Source organism: Bradyrhizobium sp. Ec3.3 (assembly GCF_000472925.1).
In the GTDB taxonomy this organism is placed as follows: Bacteria; Pseudomonadota; Alphaproteobacteria; order Rhizobiales; family Xanthobacteraceae; genus Bradyrhizobium.
The window spans coordinates 1-16,454 of sequence record NZ_AXAS01000102.1; the positions used below are offsets into that span (position 1 = coordinate 1).

Sequence of the window (16,454 nt, forward strand, 5' to 3'; positions counted from 1 at the left end):
GGGAGGGAAGGGACCTCAGTTCAAGACGAACGCAAGACGTAGNGAGGGACCTGGGGATTGGGCAACCTATCAACTCCGAAGAGTGTTCAGAAACTGCAGACGGCGTTGCACGCGAAAGCGAAGGCAGAAGCCGGCTACCGCTTCTANGCCCTGTACGACAAGATCAGCCGGGAAGACATCTTGGCCCATGCCTATGCTCAATGCCGCTCCAACAAGGGCGCACCGGGCGTGGACGGTCAGGACTTCGCGGACATCGAAGTGTACGGGCTACAGCGATGGCTTGGTGAACTGGCGCTTGCGCTCAGGCAGGAGACGTATCGACCGGACCCTATCAGAAGAGTGTACATACCGAAGGCCAACGGCAAACTCAGGCCATTGGGCATCTCGACCTTGCGCGATCGAGTCTGCATGACGGCAGCGATGCTNGTGCTAGAACCGATCTTCGAAGCCGACCTTCCACCCGAACAGTACGCGTACCGTCCCGGGCGAAATGCCCAACAGGCGGTGGTCGAGGTGGAAGCGCAGCTGTTCCGTGGCCACCCGGAAGTCGTTGACGCCGACCTCGCGGACTACTTCGGAAGCATTTCGCATGCCGACCTTCTCAAGTCGGTAGCGCGCCGGATTGTTGATCGGCGCGTGCTGCATCTGATCAAGATGTGGCTGGAGTGTCCCGTGGAAGAAACCGACGATCGAGGACGGAAGACACGCACGACCGAAGCCCGGGACAACCGGCGCGGCATTCCGCAAGGTTCACCCCTCTCACCATTGCTGGCGAATATCTACATGCGCCGGTTTGTGCTGGGATGGAAGATGCTCGGGCTGGAGCAAAGCCTCGGCTCTCGCATCGTGACCTACGCCGACGATCTCGTGATCCTGTGCCGAAGGGGCAAAGCCGAAGAGGCCTCGTCGCGACTGCGCGAGATCATGGGAAAGCTGAAGCTGACGGTCAACGAGGAGAAGACACGAATCTGCAAGGTCCCGGAAGAAAAGTTCGACTTCCTGGGATACTCATTCGGGTTGATGTATTCGGCGAAGACCGGAAAGGCGTACCTCGGGTACCGGCCCTCGAAGAAGAGCATCAAGCGTATGGTTGAGCAAATCCATGCACTGACGACCCGAACGGGAACTTGGCAAGACACCACAGAGCTGGTGGCGAGGTTGAACCGCACGCTGCGCGGATGGGCGAACTACTTCAACGTAGGCACCGTCAACAAGGCGTACCGGGCGATCGACAACTACACCGCTGTGCGGTTGCGCCGGTGGTTGCGCATCAAGCACAAGGTAAGGCGACGCAAGGGCGGGACTTATCCACTCTCGCACCTCTACGGGCACTTCGGGCTCGTACGCCTAACCGCGCTTGGCGGCGACGTGCCGTGGGCGAAGGCGTGAAGTCATGTCCGAGAGCCGGATGCGTTAGCTGCGCCCGTCCGGTTCGATGAGCGGGATGTGGAAACGGAGCCAAGGGTGAACCAGTAAGGCACCGCCAGACGAAAGGGGCGGCAAACAGATATGTTCAGCCTACCGCCACCGCGCCACATCTCGACTCTACCCATAGCGGGGGCAAGAGCGGACATGGGTTGATCGGACGTGCAGTTCAACGACCCGCGGCAACCTCGCCGGACCGACGACGAACGACCCGGACAACGCCGTCCATTAGAGCCGGTGCTAGGCCGCGGCGGAACAAGAGCACGATCGCGACCAGAATGCTCCCAAGCACGATCGTGGTATAGATTGCTCCGACTTCGCCCACGAGACTTGTTAAATATTGTACGACGACAGTCCCGAGGATGGCGCCCCACAGTGTGCCACGTCCGCCCACCAGAACCCAAATGACCACCACTGCGGCCTGCGGCAGACTGAAGACCTCCGGGTTTATGAAGTTGCCCCAGCTCGCGAACAGCGCTCCCGCGAGACCGGCGATGGCCGCAGAAATGACAAAGGCGAGGAGCTTCCGCCAGCGAACGTCATACCCGAGCAACTCCATGCGCGACTCGTTCTCCCGGATGCCCTGAAGAATGCGTCCGAAAGAAGCGCGGGAGAGAGTGACGCAAAATATCAAGGCGAGAAAGAGCAGTCCCCCGACGACATAGAAGTATTCCACCGGACCCAGCGGCGGGCCGCCACGACCGGCGAGGGACAGAGAAGGTATGTTGGTCATCCCGTTGTAACCGCCAAGGCGCGCATCGCCGATCGCGTATTTCGGATCCGCCGTGCTGCCCATGACCTGGTAAAGGATCAGCGTCAGCGTCAAGGTAACTACGGCGAGATACATCGATCCGACCCGTCCGTAGAAGGCGACGTAGCCGATGAGCGCGGCGACGACTGCGGGACTCAGCATTCCCGCAATCAATCCGAGCGGGGTCGTCCCCAAGGCGATGCCGACGATGCCATAAACGTATCCGCCGACGCCGAACAGCGCCGCCTGGCCAAAGGACAGAATGCCGGCGATCCCCCAAAGGAAGTCGAGGCTAAGCGCCAGCATTGCAAAGATGACGAAGACCGTGAGCTGGACCGTCTGGAACAGCGACAACAGCTGGGGCACGCCGGCTAGGACAACCGCCGCCGCGGCCCAGCCGATCAGCTCACCCCGCTTCATAGGCCGCCCCGAAACAGGCCGGACATTCCGTTCGGCAGGAGACGCAGTAACACCATCGCCAGAGCCAGCATCGCGACCTGGCCGTAGATCGGCGTCGAGGCGTAGGAAATGGCGCTCTCGACCAGCCCGAGGACGCCGGCGGAGCTTACGGTGCCGACCAGCACCGTCGAGCCACCCACCATGACGGTGATGAAAATCTTGGCGATGAAGGCAAGTCCCATGGTGGGGACCACGCCGGTCAGGGGGGCCATCACCGCGCCGGCCAGCCCGGCGAGCGCCGCTCCTGCGCCGAACGTAGCCATATAGACGAGCTGCGGCTCGACGCCCGAGACCGCCACGAGATGAGGCGACTGCATCGTCGCCCGCGCGATCAGCCCAGAGCGCGTGTGGCGAAGCGCCAAATAGGTCGCCAGAGCCGCGCCGGCGGAGATCGCAATCACCACGAGCCGGTAGAAGGAGACGCCGTAGCGGCCGACTTCGAAACTGCCGAGGGGCGTCGCAATACCTTCGGTCGTCGGCCCCATGACGAGAGTCACGACGCCGACGAGCGCCAGGCTCAGGCCCCACGTGGCCAGCATCGTGTCGAGCGGACGACCATACAGAAAGCGGATGATCGATCTTTCGAGGATCACTCCGATAGAACCGACGACGAACGGAGCGAGCAGAATCCCCGCCCAGATCGAGAGCCCGTGAGAGGTGGCGACGAGCACGGTGTAGGCGCCGAGCGTGAGGAATTCCCCCTGGGCCAGGTTCAGCACGCCCATCATGCCGAAGATGATGGCGAGGCCTAGGGCGAGCAGCACAAGGGTAGAGATCGAGAAAAGGACGCCTACCGCCGTTACCACTGCCTGGTCCATTCCGCTGCAACCCTCCGGGCCACGGATCAGCCGTCGCCGCCGTCTGTCATCAGAACTTCGGCGTGTACTGCGTGTGTTGGTCGGGCTTCCCGATCAGGTCGCAGACCTGTTTAGTGTCCGAGGGTTCGACGTTCTCGATCGATTTGAAGATCGTGAAGCCCTTCTTGTCGTTGACCTTCGCAAGATGCACCGTATGCACAACGTGATGACTCTGCGGGTCGAGCCTGATCTTGCCTTCCGGCGCGTCGAAAGACAGTCCGCTCTCCAGCGCGGCAATGACCTTGGCCGGCTCGAGCGATCCCGCCTTGTTGGCGGCCATGGCCCAGAGATGCCAGCCGTTCCACACGGTATTGGCCGAGTCGGTGATGTAGGGATAGTCGGCGCCGTACCGTTGACGCCAAGCGGCTACCCACTTCTTGTTGGTCTCGTTGTCGAGCTCCTGGAAGTACGGATAAATTACGGTCAATCCCTCGACCTCCTCCGGCTTCAGAACGATCTGCTCGTTGCCGAGACCGAAAGTCGGCGAGACGATCGGGATTTTCTTGTTCAGACCCGCGGCGGCGAACTGCCGGTAGAAGGCGATGTGGTTGCCACCGACCAGCAAGGAAAACACGACGTTCGGCCGCGCATTCTCGATGCGCTGAATGACCGAGCCGAAATCGACCACGTCGAGCGGAATGAATTCTTGCGCTGCGAGCTCGCCCTTCGCCTGCTGGAGGTAAACCTTCACCCAGTCCGCGGAAATATGGCCGTAGTTGTAGTCGGCCGCCAGCGTATAAAACTTGGGGCCGTGCTCCTGCACCGCCCACGGCGCCAGGTTGCCGATCTGCTGAGCCGGCGTCACGCCCGTGCAGAAGACGTTCTTGTCGCATACGCCGCCTTCATACTGCTCGTTGTAGAAATACAGGGCGCCATATTTGTTGACGACCGGCCGGACGGCTTCGCGCGAAGCGCTGGTGATGCCTCCCATGAGGACCGCGACCTTGCTTTCGAGCAACAGTTGCGTAGCGTATTGTGTGTACAATTGATTGTTGGATTGCGTATCGAACTGCACGAGATGAAGTTTTTTTCCTAAGACCCCGCCCGAGGAATTGATGTCGTCGATCGCGAATTTCGTGGCATCGACCATCGGCAGGCCGTAGATGTTAATCGGTCCGGTGGAATCGAGCAGGTTGCCGACGACAATCTCGTCCGCCGCCTCGGCGCGGCGTTGCGGCATATTCGCCAGGGCCAAACCGAGCGACGCTGCACTGAGTTGAAAAAGCGCTGTCCTGCGAGTCAACATGGGCTTCCTCCATTGCCTATGCTTCAGCTATAATGCGTTATGACGCGCGCAAGCTGCATTATCCCACCGGACCGCGATGCAGATCAAGTCCTCATGAGGGCGCCGAGCGCCTCAATGAGCCAAGAGTCGGTGCTCGAGACGCAAAGCCTCGAGAAGTGGTTCGGCGGCGTCCAGGCGGTCGCCGGCGTGGATTTCAAGGTGCGACGCGGGGAGTTGCGCTGCTTGATCGGCCCGAACGGCGCGGGCAAAAGCACCTTCTTCAAGCTCGTCACCGGTCAGCTTCGTGCCAGCGGTGGACACATCATCTTCGATGGGAAGGAGATCACTGGCCGCGCGCCACACACAATCGGGCGCCTCGGAATCGGGATCAAGAACCAGGTCCCCAGCGTGTTCGAGGGTCTCAGTGTCGCGGAGAATCTGTGGCTTGCGGCGCGCCTTCGGCATTCGACGACCGGTGCCCGAGTCGCCGTCCATGAGATGATCTATCGCCTCAATCTGGGGAATGTGGCCAAGCAGACCGTCGGGACACTTGCGCACGGCATGCGCCAATGGGTCGACATCGGTATGGTCATGGCCCAACGCCCGAAGCTGATGCTGCTTGACGAGCCCACGGCGGGGATGGCGGCAGAAGAGATCGACCGAACGGTCGAGCTTATCCGCGTTATCAATAGCGACGCGAGCGTCATCGTCGTCGAGCACGATATGGAATTCATCCGCAGGCTGAATTCATTCGTCACGGTCTTTCACCAGGGACGCATCCTCGTCGAAGGCGCCATGGACAACGTGCAACGCGATCCGCGCGTACGCGAGGTGTATCTTGGCAGGTCGCGCCATACTTGATGTCGAGAATCTGCACGCGGGCTATGGCCGTATTGGCATCCTCGCCGGCGTATCGTTCTCGATCGCTCGCGGCGAACTCGTCGGCGTGCTGGGACACAATGGGATGGGCAAGACGACGTTGCTGAAGACCTTGATCGGCGAGCTGCAGGCGACTGCGGGGGTCATCCGATATGAGGGGCGGGACGTCACCCGCGTTCGGACGGCTCATCGGGCGCGCGCCGGAATAGGCTACGTTCCACAAGGCGAGGGGGTCTTCCCTGACCTGACTGTGCGAGAAAACCTGCGCATGGGCGAACTCGGCGTCATTGAGCCGAGCGCCGTGCCGGAGCTGTTGGAGCGCTTCCCGATCCTGAGGCCGCTGCTCGATCGTCGTGCCCGCATGCTCTCGGGCGGCGAGCGTCAAGTGCTGGCTCTGGCTCGCTGTCTCGCGGGCCGACCAAACCTGGTGTTGCTCGACGAGCCGAGCGACGGTGTGCAGCCATCGATCGTCGATGACATCGCCGAACGGCTGCAGGTGCTGCGCAGCGCCTGGAATTTGACGATCCTCCTGGTGGAGCAAGATCTCAAGCTAGTCGCCACGCTGGCGCAGCGCGTCTTGATCATGCAAAAGGGTCGGATAACAGACGAGCTCGCGCTGTCCGCACTTGGCGATCGGACGCTTATTTCTGAGCGGATGGGCCTTTGACGTTCAGCGGCTCTGCCAGTCCCCGATCTGCTCGAATGCCTGGCCCGCGTTGATCAGCGTCGCTTCGTCAAAGTGGTGGCCGACCAGCATCATGCCGATAGGCAGCCCGCCCACCCTGCCGCACGGAACCGTGAAGGCGGGATGGCCGCTCACGTCGAAGGGACACGTGTTCTGGTCCGAGTAAGGCGCAAGGTGAGATCGGTGAAGTCGGTGAAACCGTCCTCGCGCAAATATATGCGCATCAATCCGTCTGCGCCAACTTGATCGTTGAGACCGGCCACCTGCCATCGTGGCCTCTGACCGAAATGCGCAAGCCGTGCCGTTCATCGAGCCAGACCTGCTCGACGGTCCCGGCCTTTCCGTCGGTCAGGACGACGGCTTTGCCGACAAGCTCGGTTTGAGCTTGATCGAATTCGACAAGGATCGTGAACGCTCGCAGTTCGGTTGGCATGACGTGGCTAGGCTTTCGGGGATAGGCTGCGCCGTCGCATATGAAAGCGTACAACTCGTGACAGGGACGCAAAGCGATATCGCCGGCCAGCACGGCGATATCTGATACCGATTTAAGGCTGTGGCTACGGGCGGAGATTAGGGCGGGTGAGTTGCTGGCCGAGATGAAGGCGGTGAAGGGGTACTGTCCGTATTTGCCCCAAGTGTCCTAAGTTGAATCTTGAAGTGTCCTAAATCGTTTTATCCCTCTTGAGATGGGTCAAAGTTCCTTTTCCCGTTCCGACATAGCGTGATGCTAGCCAGCGAGGTTTGGTTTCCCCTTCACCTCGCTTCGGCTAGGCCCGTAGCGTGCTTACGGAACGCTGCGGGCCGCTGATGTAAAAAGGCCGCCTCAGTTGTCGGCCTCGGGGCCCTGCGTTGATGCGGTGTCAGCGTCGTGTGGTGCGGCTACCTTCAGACTCTTGATCTTCGCCGCTCTTGTTGCGCGGCTCCTCCGAGAATTTGCGCTGGAGCGCGAGGCCAACAAGCGTGAGGCCTATGATGATCAGCGTATCATCCGAAATTGAATTTGCGTTCGGTGCTGGTGCGAAGCCGCATCGCTCTTGATCTACGCCCGATCTGTATTCCCATTTTCGCGCAACGCTGGCCGCGGCCCCGTTGCGCCCGCCCTCCGCGGTCGCCGGGCCGCCCTCGAGGCGGCGCTGGTGCGGAGCGCGACCACCGGGGGGCGCGATTGCTCGAGTCTTCTCGGGCCGGTGATCGCATCGCGGGGTGCTATCCCCGCCTTCTGCCACAACGTTGCTGGTGGCTGTCTGGTTCATCCATCAGGCAGATTCTCTCACCTAGAGAAGCTACTCATCGCCAGCCTCGATCTCCAGCGCATCCGCCCGCGCTCGGTGGGCGGCCGTTAAAGTGCGTCTCGCCTCGGCCCGGGGGTTGGATTTACCGGCGCGGAAAAATCCCCCGGGGGCCCGGGTGGCCCCCCAGACACAAACGCCCTTCACCACAAACCCCTTGAGGTGTAGCCTTTCGCCACGCGCGCCAGCCGACCCGGGAGGTCTCGGCACGGGCCGACCCTCATTGCGTGGAAGCGTGGGGATCAATCATGAGGATCAAATATCTGGAGTTCATCCAGCGCTTTGCCGTGTTCGACGAGGCGGCGTTCCTGAATTACGCCCGAACGCTTGGTGGTATCGTGGACGAGGACGACCACGAACGGAAGTTGGTTACCGCTGTGATGTTGGTTGCACCCAACGGCCCACATCCGCACAGCCGAGCCGAGAGTGAACACGGCTATTTTCTGGACGGCGCGGAAGGTTCGCTGGTTAGCCAACGGCCACCTAACTTTTAAAGCTATGGAAACAATGCAGCCCTCAAGGCCGCCAAGGCCAAGCGCTACCCGTGGATCGTCGAGGCGGCGTTCCCAGCGTGAAACTTTGCCCGGGATGGAAGATGCTCGGGCTGGAGCGAAGCCTCGGCTCTCGCATCGTGACCTATGCCGATGACCTCGTAATCCTGTGCAGGCGGGGCAAAGCTGAAGAAGCCTTGCGACAACTGCGCGTGATCATGGGAAAGCTGAAGCTGACGGTCAACGAGGAGAAGACACGAATCTGTAAGGTGCCGGAAGGAGAGTTCGACTTCCTGGGCTACTCGTTCGGGCGGATGTACTCAGCGAGACCGGCCAGGCGCGCCTGGGATACCGGCCATTGAAGAAAAGCATCAAGGCATGGTGGAAACCATTCATGCGCTGACGGCTCGAACCGGATTAGGGCAAGACACCACAGAGCTGGTGGCTAAGTTGAACCGCACGCCGCGCGGATGGGCGAACTACTTCAATGTGGGCACCGTCATCAAAGTGTACCGGGCGATCGACAACCACACCGCTGTGCGGTTGCGCCGGTGGTTACGCAGCAAGCACAGGGTCAGGCGACGCAGGGGCGGGACCTATCCACTCTTGCACCTCTACGGGCACTTCGGACTCGTACGTCTAGCCGCGCTTGGGCGCGACCTGCCGTGGGTGAAGGCGTCTTGTCCGAGGGCCGGATGCAGGAGATCTGCCTGTCCGGTTCGACGAGCGGGATGTGGAAACGAGTCACGGCTGCACCACTAAGGCACCGCCAGACGAAAGAGGCGGCAACAGATATGTGCAGCCTAAAGCCACCGCGCCACATCTCGACTCCACCAAAATGCGAAGAACTCAACGGGAGCAAATCAAGTCCGCTATGTACCGCAGTGAGGCGTCCGGACTCTGATGGCCACGCGCCGACATCGCGCGGCGTCATGCACCGGCGTTCAATTTTGCAGGTTTGGCACCGAGCACGTTATACGTTGCCAGAGGACGTCCAATACCTTCGAGCGTAAATTCACCCATTGGCTCGACCGTAGCGCCTCGTTCCACGTCAATCAGGTCGGGGACTGCCGCTGATGTAGTGCGCCAACTGCTCGATCAAGAATTCCCGGTCGCTGATGATGCTCTTGACCAGATCACCAATCGAAACAATGCCGAGCAGCGCGCCATTTTCGGTCACCGGCAGATGGCGTAGGCGCTTCGTGGTCATGAGCGCCATGCATTCCTCGATTGATTGGTCTTGCCCAACGCATACGACGTTGCGCTCCATGATATCGTCGACAGGCGTCTGTGGCGACGCGCGCCCCTTCAAGAATACGTTGCGGGCGTAGTGTCGTTCCGTGACAATGCCGACTATTCTGCTGCCGTCCAGCACGACAAGCGAGCCAACGTCCTTCTCGGCCATCATCTTAATTGCGTCGTAGACTTTGTCGCCAGGACGCACAGACCATACCCGACGGCCCTTATCTTCCAGGATATGACGAACAGTCGTCATGGCGGCACCGGAGGCAGGATCGCAACATCGCATAAAATCCGCTTGCGGTTTTGACAGAGATCAAAACGAGCTCCTCATGGACCGCCCCTTGGAAGCTAACCCCACCTCTGTCGCCTACGATCGGGATGTTGTGCACCGCAGTGAGTTTGGCAACCCGACTTCCGCAAGGGCGCTCTGGCGCTCAAGCTCGCAAGCGATTTCAACTTAGATGACAAACTGCAGAATGTAATTCTAGCCGTGTTTCAATCCTTCGCGTTTTTACACAGCCAGGGTCACAAGCAGCGGTCAAGGCAAGCACACCCCGGCGTCCGGTTTACCGTCAACAGCCGACATCACAACGGCTTAAGCGCAGTTCGGCTTCACACAGCCTGGGCCATGAAGAGACTCATGCACCGCAGCAATTACGTCTTGGCTGATCCATTGCGGCGGCGTGCCCGTCGGCACGCTTGAAAACGGCGTCAATCCCTCCCCGCAAGAGTCACACCTCGGCCATTTTCGTAAGCACACGCTGCACGAGCGCAGGATCGCGATAGACGTTGCGTGGCTTCAATAGATGTTGGACCTCGACGGTTAGCTTGTGGACGGCCGGATCTTCGGCGGCGAGTCGGGTCAGGGCGATACCGAAGTTGCGCGTCATCTCAAAATCCGCCGGACGTTGCCCGCGCGTATTGGGAAACGCGAAGTCGAGTATGGCCACCGACCACTGCGTCTCGATCAGCGTCGGCACTTCGGCGAAGAAAGCAGGTGCCAGCCCGGCGATTGGATCGCGGTTTCCTGCTAGTCTCTCGAGAAGCCCATGGAGCAGGCGCGCCTCCAGGGCGGCCACGCTCATGCCTTGCCCGTAGACGGGATTGAACCGACAAATTGCGTCGCCGATCGGCAACAGCCCGCGGGGAAAATCATCGAGCCGCTCGAAATGGCGCCGCATGCTCTCCGGGAAGCCGTAGCGCGCGACCCCGTCAAGGCGCCTGGCGTGCTTGATCGCATTGTAGATCGTCGGCGTCCGAAGCGATTGAGCATACGTCAGGAACCCCTCCGCATCGCCGGGCGGGACTTCACCGAGGCGGCCGCCAAGCGTTGCCATCCACCGGTTGCCCTCGAGCGGAAACAAGATGCCGCCCCGGCGATTGTGGGGCGCCTGGGCGAAGGTGATGACGCCTTTCCACTCGGTCGGGGCGTCGTCGGGGACGGCAAAGACGCATGTGGAATAGGAGAGATCGATGCCGATTGTGGTCTCCTCGGGCAGCGGTCGGCCGATCGATTGCAGCAGGGCGAGAGTGGGCGTGCCGCGTCCGGAGGCGTCGACGACAAGATCCGCAGCGATCGTCTCGCTCGCGCCCTTGTCATTCTCGCAGCGCACGCCGGTGACCGCCTCTCCATTTGGCGACGCCAACACTTCCGTGACCCGGCAGCGCTGGCGCAGCATGATGTTGGCGAGACCTTCCACCCGACGCCGTACGACGCGCTCGATGGTGGGCCGTGACGCCGCGTAACTGCACCAGCCGAGATCGCGTTGCGGGAAGGGATTGTAGCCCGGGGGTTCGAGGCGAGGATCGAGACCGGCCTGGAGCCGCACGGCTCCTGCCCGTGCGAGATCCTGCTCGAACCCCGGGAACAGCTCGCTGAGGGCGCGCTGGCCGCTGAGCAGCAGCCCATGCACATGCCGCGCCTGCGGTGTCCCGGCGCGATGCGCGGGCTCCGAGGGCAGAGTGTCGCGCTCCAGAACAACGACCTGCTCGAAGTGGTCGGCCAGCGCCCCTGCGGCCGCGAGCCCGCCCATTCCCGCGCCGATCACGGCGGCCTGCTTTCCGATCAGAGTTGACGCCATCGCCACCTCCCATTCCCAAGTATGTCTTGATCGACACGAATCCGTTCAAGCGCGGCCGAGCGGACGGGGCCCGGTGATGATGGCTCGGATTGCGGTCAAGACCCCAGATCTCGCGCCACTCGCGGGTCGAGGTCACCTGGCACAGCTTCCGGCGCAACGCACGCCACGTGGCGAATCGCCAAAGCGAGCCCGGAACAATCGATTGAAATGCGAAACATCCGAGAAGCCGACTTCTAACGCGATGTCGGAAATTCGCTGTGTGCTTGCGCGAGGCTCGGTTAACAGCTCGAGCGCCCGTTGGAGACGTAACTCATTCACGTGCCCGGTGAACGATGATCCTGATGACGCGATCAAGCGCTGCAGATAGCGAGGTGAGATGCCTTGGCAGTGGGCTACCGTCTCGACGCTGAGCTCTGGCTCCTGAAAGTGCGCCGCGATGTAGTCGAGGATGGCGCTGTGGCGCGCGGCCACGACCCCGCTCACATTGCTCTCGCCTAAGGCAGTGCACTCGCCGATCGCGAGCGCCACGAGATCATGGATGTGAGCCAGGACCGCATCACGCAGCCTGGGGGCGGCCAGAGCCCCCTCCTTGAATGCCGACTTTAGACAAACCATGAGGAGTCGGAGCGCTTCATTTCGGTGAGAAATCGGCCGCATGGCGCGGCTTTCGACATTCGCCACGCGCCGTGCAAGTGCGTCGCGGGGCACGGCCAGACCAAATAGCAATCCGTCGACATAGGTGACGGTGGCGGGGTCCGAATGCAGAATTGCGATTGCGTCGCCGGCGCGAAGCTCAACTTGCTGGAAGCGCTGCGACAGCAGACTTCTGCCGGGAGAGCAGACGATGACTCCGATCGAGTCGTCACCATCAGCGATGCTCGCTTGCAAGCGCTTGAATCGCATGGAGGAGCCTTTCAGTGCAAGCCTGCGCAACCCCCGGACGGCTTGCAGCGTTGCGTCAGCTTGAAACGGTACGTCCGATAGGGGCTCTATATCGACGTGGACTATGCCTCGCCCAAAGTTCTCTCGCCATAGTGGGACTCTCATCCGCTCCGGAAGCCCGCGCGTCGAGAATCGATGCGATGCGAATTCGGCTGCGTCCGTAGACATGGGGGCCTCCAGCCTTGATAAGACGTCGGGATTAGATGCTGCGACAAATTACGGTCGGTATCTGTGATTTGCAGTTCGTGCACTGACATATCGTTAAGCCGTGCGCATGAGTCGGCGGCTTCATCATCCGTTTCCCCGATAGAATTTGAGTTAAAAATGTCGGCTCATTGTCCATAGCCGTCCTGTTAGGCGCCTCCCGTCGAATACGCGCGGCCGGACCATTCCATTAGCGGCACCGCCGTGTATGTATAACCCAGTTGCGATAACTGTGTTAGCCAGCCTAGGCCCTCTCAAAAGATCGTACTCATTTCGAAGGGGGGAAGAAATGGCACAAGTTATTAGGGTTGCATCTATTTGCAATGGCGATGGTGTCATCCACTCTAGCGTTGGCTGGCCCGTCGGAAGATGCAATTGCTGCAGTAGATCGTTGGTCAGCCGCTTATGGCACCAACGATCCAGAGACCATTGCTAAGACCTATTGTCCGGCCGCAATCCTTCTCGGAACTGTTAGTCCAGTCATCTCCGAGGGGACGCAAGCGATAGTAAAATACTTCACGCCCATAAAAGGAAGCGGCAACACGAACACGATTGAAGAGCGGCGCACAACAACAATCAACGACAGCGCCGCCGTTGTCGCCGGCTTCTACACGTTTACTCGTATAGTGGATGGCAAGCCAGTGCCAGCTCCGTCGCGCTTCACCATGCTCATCACCAAGCACGGAGATGAGCGGTGCATTGCACATCACCATTCCTCGCCTCACGTTCTTCTGAAGAACTGAGGAATTTGGTTGCGGGAACTACATTCTCGTCTCCGGCATATGGTTGTCCGGCTTAATGGGTCCTAGAGCGTCAAGCCGTCGCTATACCGGCAAACAGGTTCTTCTTGATGATCGCGTGGATGCCCCAATTGCCATCGACCACCTGCGTGACGCCGAAGTCGACTCCGATGGACATGAGCGAAATCGCCTCGTCCTCGGTCAGTCCCTTAGTGGTCATTAGGAAGCCACGCATTTTGCGAAACGCATCCCTTAGCGCGAGATCGATCGAGGATTTCTTGTAGATGTCCTGCTGCGCCGTAGGGCCGAGCTCCGCGAGATAATTGGGGAAGCTGAATCCGTGCAGAACCCATTCGTCCTGCGTCTCAAGCAGCGGGTAATTCAGCCCGGCGAGCGAACCGCTCAGTGAATTCTGCTTATGCAGGATAAGCTGGAAGGTCCCGGTCAGCGACATTTCGATGGCGGTGCCGCACAATTCAGAATCGCCTTGCGCGGCGTGCGAGTCGCCGACTGAGAGCAAGCCGCCTGGCACTGCGACCGGATAGTACAGGGTCGCGCCTTTGCGGATGCGCCAATTATCGATGTTGCCGCCGAAATAGCTCGGCGGAATAGAATCGACGACGTCGGCTTCTTTTGGCGCCAGGCCCATGACTCCGAAATGCGGTCGGATCGGGATGCGGACGTTTTTGAGGATGTTGTGGCTCTCTTGCACAATCGAATGGTCGACCGGCACGCCGGGATAGTCGATGATCTTGTGCACCACGCCATACGGATCGGTCTGAGGCACCCAGCGGAAGTTATAGACCGCGTGCGCCCAGTTTTGCTGCCCGCTGGTGTCGATTTCGTAGATCGTGCACACCTCGCGCGGCTTCGGTTCAGTGAGCAGATCATTGTAATGGAAGCCCCACCAGGCCGCCGCGTTGCTGCCGAATGACTTGCCCGGGAACGCCGGATTAGCGCAAGGCCGGGGCATTACATCCATGATGCGGACTTCAATGATATCGCCCGGCTCGGCGCCGCGAACAAAAACTGGACCGGTCAAGATATGCACGCCGAAGCCTTCGCCTGCGCCGCGTCCGAGCTGCTTACCGTCGATCGGGCCGGCCCCACGGCGATTGACGCCCTTCTTATCCTTGGTCCAAAGATAAATGCTCTCAATACCCGGATCGCCTTTGACCATACGTTCGACATCGTCGCCGGCGTGGTGGGTCACGGCCTCGATGGTGATGTAATCGCCCGAATCCAGTTCGAGCTGAGGCTTTAATAGCTTGCTGAAATAGCCCCAATGCACCGTGTCCGAGTTGGCCGGCAAGTAGTGGTAGGTCGGCTGGCCGGGCTTAGTCTGCGCCGATGCCGGAGTGGCCAGCGTGCCGCTCGCAGCCAACGCGGCCGCGCCACCGCCCGCGGCGAATGCGCTCTTAAGGAATGCGCGCCGCTCTTGGTCGAGGTCCTCAAGGAGTTTCTGTCGATGGAGCTCAAATTGCGGGCACGCTTGATCATCGCCTGCGCACATGATGGTAACTCCTCTCTGACGAATTAGCCGGGCAGGAGGTGGCTTGGTAACCCGCAGGAATTGCGGCCCGCATCAAGCCAAACTAGCCTCGCTTGGCCCACCCGCGGAATCCAACGCTCAAACTTGCTTCACCGCAAGCGATGTAATCCGACAGCCACGCTGTCCAAACGCCTGGGGCCCGGGAATCATTACGTTCTCTTGTCGCAGCTTTGGGAGCGAAGATGACCGCGCAGGAGCAGGCCCAAGCGCACTGTCAAGTCGGCAGCATGCCGCTTGCGATCGGCACCATCTCCGATTGGGCGCACAAGATCGCAGCAGGCTGAGACGTCTGCCCTTGGCGCTAATGCGAAGTCCGACGCCACTCTGAAGTGGTCTGCTTAACGGTGAACACCGGAAGAGGCCGAGAGATGTTCAAAACAGCGCTCTTGACCCAAGGCGGAAATGCGATGCGCAGTACGGGCCACTCTTCGCGCGCTACGCTTTGTGCCATCTTCACAAACCGCTTATAGCGTCCCGGCAGCGTCGTTCTAACGACGCGGCCGGCCTTCGGATATTATCGGATAATTACCCCAAATCCGCCCTTTTGCATCTCATAGAGGGATCTAAAATGGCAGGAATGCAATCTGGGCTTGTTATTTTGACAGTGCTGCTGCTGTCAGGGTCTGTCGCCGTGGCACAGCGGGCGGGCAAGCCCTGCGCCGGCGATATCAAGACACTGTGCGCCGGCGTTCAGCCCGGCGAAGGCCGGATCAAGGCCTGCATAAAATCGCACTTGACCAATCTGTCGCCAACCTGCGAGGACCGAGTGCTCACGGGGGCGGTGACCGCAAAGGTGTGCAAGACCGATGTTACGAACCTGTGTGCCGGTATTGTGCCGGGCACCGGCGGTATCAGAGCCTGCATAAAATCGCACATGGCAGAGGTGAGCGATCCCTGCAGGGATGCGATGTCCCAGGCTGCAGCGGGCAAGAAAATCTTGGGGGGAGGGGATCTTTAGAAATCATTGTCCGCGACCCGGAGCCCTCACTACAAGGGGGACAAATTGCGTTAGGCCTGCATCAGCGAACAGAGCTACCCAAGAAACAAGATTGCTCATCCAGCGCTCGGGACGGAAAGCTTCCGACCTCGCCGTTTCGCCCCACAGTATCTCGCCCAGATGCAACGCCGCGCCGGAGGGCAGAGGTGGCAGCTTCTGCGCCAGCCGCTAATCATCAAGACGGGCCATGCGGCGCAGGCGGCGATGATCGCGTCGCATCGGCTGAGGTGCGACCGCGTTCAATCGTTACCAGTACGGCCGTGCCAGGGGTCCGGGCCCGGGTCGCGTCCCGCTGCGACCTCGGCCAGCCGGTCGAGGTAATGGGCCCAACCTTCTGCGTGGCCGGCGCATTGCTCGGCACTGGGCAGGCCCGTATGGGTCAGGCGCAGCAGCGTTCCGTCCGGTTGCTCCATCAGGTCGATCTCGACCAGGCTTGACGCCGGCGGTACCACCTCGCTGCCGTNCCAGCCGAAGCTATAGGCTAGGCGGTGCACTGGCACCACCTCGCGGAAGGACCCACGGGCAAAGCGAGCGCCGGTGACGTTGACGAGATAGAGCCCGCCGGGCTGAGGATCGACCTGCGCCTCCGTTCCCATCCACCGGAGGATCTTCTCCGGATCAGTGAGGAACGCGAA

At 60.7% G+C, this 16,454-nt stretch carries 17 protein-coding genes and 1 pseudogene; 8 read left to right on the plus strand and 10 right to left on the minus strand.

Annotation, left to right across the window (positions count from 1 at the left end):
- Positions 1-57: 57 nt before the first annotated feature.
- Positions 58-1,389 (plus strand): group II intron reverse transcriptase/maturase, encoded by a 1,332-nt coding sequence (ltrA, locus tag YUU_RS0143715; RefSeq protein WP_051390239.1) that lies wholly within the window; start codon positions 58-60, stop codon positions 1,387-1,389.
- 205 nt (positions 1,390-1,594) lie between these two features.
- Here ltrA and YUU_RS54070 read toward each other — a convergent pair whose 3' ends face one another.
- Genes YUU_RS54070 through YUU_RS0143730 form a run of 3 tightly spaced genes read right to left on the minus strand, consistent with a single transcriptional unit; the run spans position 1,595 to position 4,738 of the window.
- Positions 1,595-2,596 (minus strand): branched-chain amino acid ABC transporter permease, encoded by a 1,002-nt coding sequence (locus tag YUU_RS54070; protein WP_035665002.1) that lies wholly within the window; start codon positions 2,594-2,596, stop codon positions 1,595-1,597.
- Positions 2,593-3,453 (minus strand): branched-chain amino acid ABC transporter permease, encoded by an 861-nt coding sequence (locus YUU_RS0143725; RefSeq protein ID WP_027527842.1) that lies wholly within the window; start codon positions 3,451-3,453, stop codon positions 2,593-2,595. The genes YUU_RS54070 and YUU_RS0143725 overlap by 4 nt, the downstream gene beginning before the upstream one ends.
- A 49-nt stretch (positions 3,454-3,502) precedes the next feature.
- Complete coding sequence (locus YUU_RS0143730) at positions 3,503-4,738, minus strand: ABC transporter substrate-binding protein (protein WP_027527843.1); 1,236 nt, start codon at positions 4,736-4,738, stop codon at positions 3,503-3,505.
- A gap of 129 nt (positions 4,739-4,867) precedes the next feature.
- Between YUU_RS0143730 and YUU_RS0143735 the strand changes: the two genes are divergently transcribed.
- Together YUU_RS0143735 and YUU_RS0143740 are read left to right on the plus strand one after the other, a co-directional pair.
- Positions 4,868-5,578: an ATP-binding cassette domain-containing protein gene (locus tag YUU_RS0143735; RefSeq protein ID WP_371260592.1), complete on the plus strand. Its 711-nt coding sequence runs from the start codon at positions 4,868-4,870 to the stop codon at positions 5,576-5,578.
- Positions 5,556-6,263 carry an ABC transporter ATP-binding protein gene (locus YUU_RS0143740; RefSeq protein ID WP_198031957.1) on the plus strand — a complete coding sequence of 236 codons (708 nt, stop codon included), beginning with the start codon at positions 5,556-5,558 and terminating at the stop codon, positions 6,261-6,263. Before YUU_RS0143735 ends, YUU_RS0143740 begins: the two co-directional genes overlap by 23 nt.
- A 3-nt stretch (positions 6,264-6,266) precedes the next feature.
- Here the strand turns inward: YUU_RS0143740 and YUU_RS62035 are convergent.
- Together YUU_RS62035 and YUU_RS62040 are read right to left on the minus strand one after the other, a co-directional pair.
- Positions 6,267-6,434: pseudogene (locus YUU_RS62035) on the minus strand (amidase); the annotation flags it as partial.
- A 70-nt stretch (positions 6,435-6,504) separates the two neighbouring features.
- Complete coding sequence (locus tag YUU_RS62040) at positions 6,505-6,714, minus strand: PRC-barrel domain-containing protein (RefSeq protein WP_027527846.1); 210 nt, start codon at positions 6,712-6,714, stop codon at positions 6,505-6,507.
- 1,104 nt (positions 6,715-7,818) lie between these two features.
- Between YUU_RS62040 and YUU_RS0143760 the strand changes: the two genes are divergently transcribed.
- The 3 genes from YUU_RS0143760 (at position 7,819) to YUU_RS63100 (ending at position 8,823) form a co-directional block, all read left to right on the plus strand.
- Complete coding sequence (locus YUU_RS0143760) at positions 7,819-8,064, plus strand: hypothetical protein (RefSeq protein WP_027527847.1); 246 nt, start codon at positions 7,819-7,821, stop codon at positions 8,062-8,064.
- Positions 8,065-8,165: 101 nt separating this feature from the next.
- Positions 8,166-8,423: a reverse transcriptase domain-containing protein gene (locus tag YUU_RS60730; RefSeq protein WP_027527848.1), complete on the plus strand. Its 258-nt coding sequence runs from the start codon at positions 8,166-8,168 to the stop codon at positions 8,421-8,423.
- Between the two features lie 16 nt (positions 8,424-8,439).
- Positions 8,440-8,823: a group II intron maturase-specific domain-containing protein gene (locus YUU_RS63100; protein WP_198031958.1), complete on the plus strand. Its 384-nt coding sequence runs from the start codon at positions 8,440-8,442 to the stop codon at positions 8,821-8,823.
- Positions 8,824-9,112: 289 nt separating this feature from the next.
- Here YUU_RS63100 and YUU_RS0143770 read toward each other — a convergent pair whose 3' ends face one another.
- The 3 genes from YUU_RS0143770 to YUU_RS0143780 all read right to left on the minus strand — a co-directional run bounded on the left by YUU_RS0143770 (position 9,113) and on the right by YUU_RS0143780 (position 12,494).
- Positions 9,113-9,556, minus strand: coding sequence for a CBS domain-containing protein (locus tag YUU_RS0143770; RefSeq protein WP_027527849.1), 444 nt, complete (start codon positions 9,554-9,556; stop codon positions 9,113-9,115).
- Positions 9,557-10,034: 478 nt separating this feature from the next.
- Complete coding sequence (locus YUU_RS54080) at positions 10,035-11,384, minus strand: NAD(P)/FAD-dependent oxidoreductase (RefSeq protein ID WP_051390240.1); 1,350 nt, start codon at positions 11,382-11,384, stop codon at positions 10,035-10,037.
- 132 nt (positions 11,385-11,516) lie between these two features.
- Positions 11,517-12,494: an AraC family transcriptional regulator gene (locus YUU_RS0143780; RefSeq protein WP_027527850.1), complete on the minus strand. Its 978-nt coding sequence runs from the start codon at positions 12,492-12,494 to the stop codon at positions 11,517-11,519.
- A 359-nt stretch (positions 12,495-12,853) separates the two neighbouring features.
- On the opposite strand from YUU_RS0143780, the gene YUU_RS57785 reads away from it, so the two are divergent.
- Positions 12,854-13,273, plus strand: coding sequence for a DUF4440 domain-containing protein (locus tag YUU_RS57785; RefSeq protein ID WP_156944884.1), 420 nt, complete (start codon positions 12,854-12,856; stop codon positions 13,271-13,273).
- A 70-nt stretch (positions 13,274-13,343) separates the two neighbouring features.
- Here YUU_RS57785 and YUU_RS0143785 read toward each other — a convergent pair whose 3' ends face one another.
- Positions 13,344-14,783 carry an acetamidase/formamidase family protein gene (locus YUU_RS0143785; protein WP_027527851.1) on the minus strand — a complete coding sequence of 480 codons (1,440 nt, stop codon included), beginning with the start codon at positions 14,781-14,783 and terminating at the stop codon, positions 13,344-13,346.
- Positions 14,784-15,390: 607 nt separating this feature from the next.
- Between YUU_RS0143785 and YUU_RS55630 the strand changes: the two genes are divergently transcribed.
- Positions 15,391-15,780 carry a cysteine rich repeat-containing protein gene (locus YUU_RS55630; RefSeq protein WP_156944885.1) on the plus strand — a complete coding sequence of 130 codons (390 nt, stop codon included), beginning with the start codon at positions 15,391-15,393 and terminating at the stop codon, positions 15,778-15,780.
- A gap of 278 nt (positions 15,781-16,058) precedes the next feature.
- Here the strand turns inward: YUU_RS55630 and YUU_RS0143800 are convergent.
- Positions 16,059-16,454, minus strand: a 396-nt coding sequence (locus YUU_RS0143800) for an SRPBCC family protein (protein ID WP_027527852.1), incomplete at its 5' end; no start/stop codon positions are given.

Excerpts from the sequence above, each read along its gene's own strand:
- YUU_RS0143780 (WP_027527850.1), bottom strand. The coding sequence starts at position 12,494 with ATGTCTACGGACGCAGCCGAATTCGCATCGCATCGATTCTCGACGCGC.
- YUU_RS0143730 (WP_027527843.1), bottom strand. The coding sequence starts at position 4,738 with ATGTTGACTCGCAGGACAGCGCTTTTTCAACTCAGTGCAGCGTCGCTC.
- YUU_RS63100 (WP_198031958.1), top strand. The coding sequence starts at position 8,440 with ATGGTGGAAACCATTCATGCGCTGACGGCTCGAACCGGATTAGGGCAA.
- YUU_RS0143760 (WP_027527847.1), top strand. The coding sequence starts at position 7,819 with ATGAGGATCAAATATCTGGAGTTCATCCAGCGCTTTGCCGTGTTCGAC.
- YUU_RS57785 (WP_156944884.1), top strand. The coding sequence starts at position 12,854 with ATGGCGATGGTGTCATCCACTCTAGCGTTGGCTGGCCCGTCGGAAGAT.
- YUU_RS60730 (WP_027527848.1), top strand. The coding sequence starts at position 8,166 with ATGCTCGGGCTGGAGCGAAGCCTCGGCTCTCGCATCGTGACCTATGCC.
- YUU_RS55630 (WP_156944885.1), top strand. The coding sequence starts at position 15,391 with ATGGCAGGAATGCAATCTGGGCTTGTTATTTTGACAGTGCTGCTGCTG.
- YUU_RS0143785 (WP_027527851.1), bottom strand. The coding sequence starts at position 14,783 with ATGTGCGCAGGCGATGATCAAGCGTGCCCGCAATTTGAGCTCCATCGA.
- YUU_RS0143770 (WP_027527849.1), bottom strand. The coding sequence starts at position 9,556 with ATGACGACTGTTCGTCATATCCTGGAAGATAAGGGCCGTCGGGTATGG.
- YUU_RS54080 (WP_051390240.1), bottom strand. The coding sequence starts at position 11,384 with ATGGCGTCAACTCTGATCGGAAAGCAGGCCGCCGTGATCGGCGCGGGA.
- YUU_RS62040 (WP_027527846.1), bottom strand. The coding sequence starts at position 6,714 with ATGCCAACCGAACTGCGAGCGTTCACGATCCTTGTCGAATTCGATCAA.
- YUU_RS54070 (WP_035665002.1), bottom strand. The coding sequence starts at position 2,596 with ATGAAGCGGGGTGAGCTGATCGGCTGGGCCGCGGCGGCGGTTGTCCTA.
- YUU_RS0143725 (WP_027527842.1), bottom strand. The coding sequence starts at position 3,453 with ATGGACCAGGCAGTGGTAACGGCGGTAGGCGTCCTTTTCTCGATCTCT.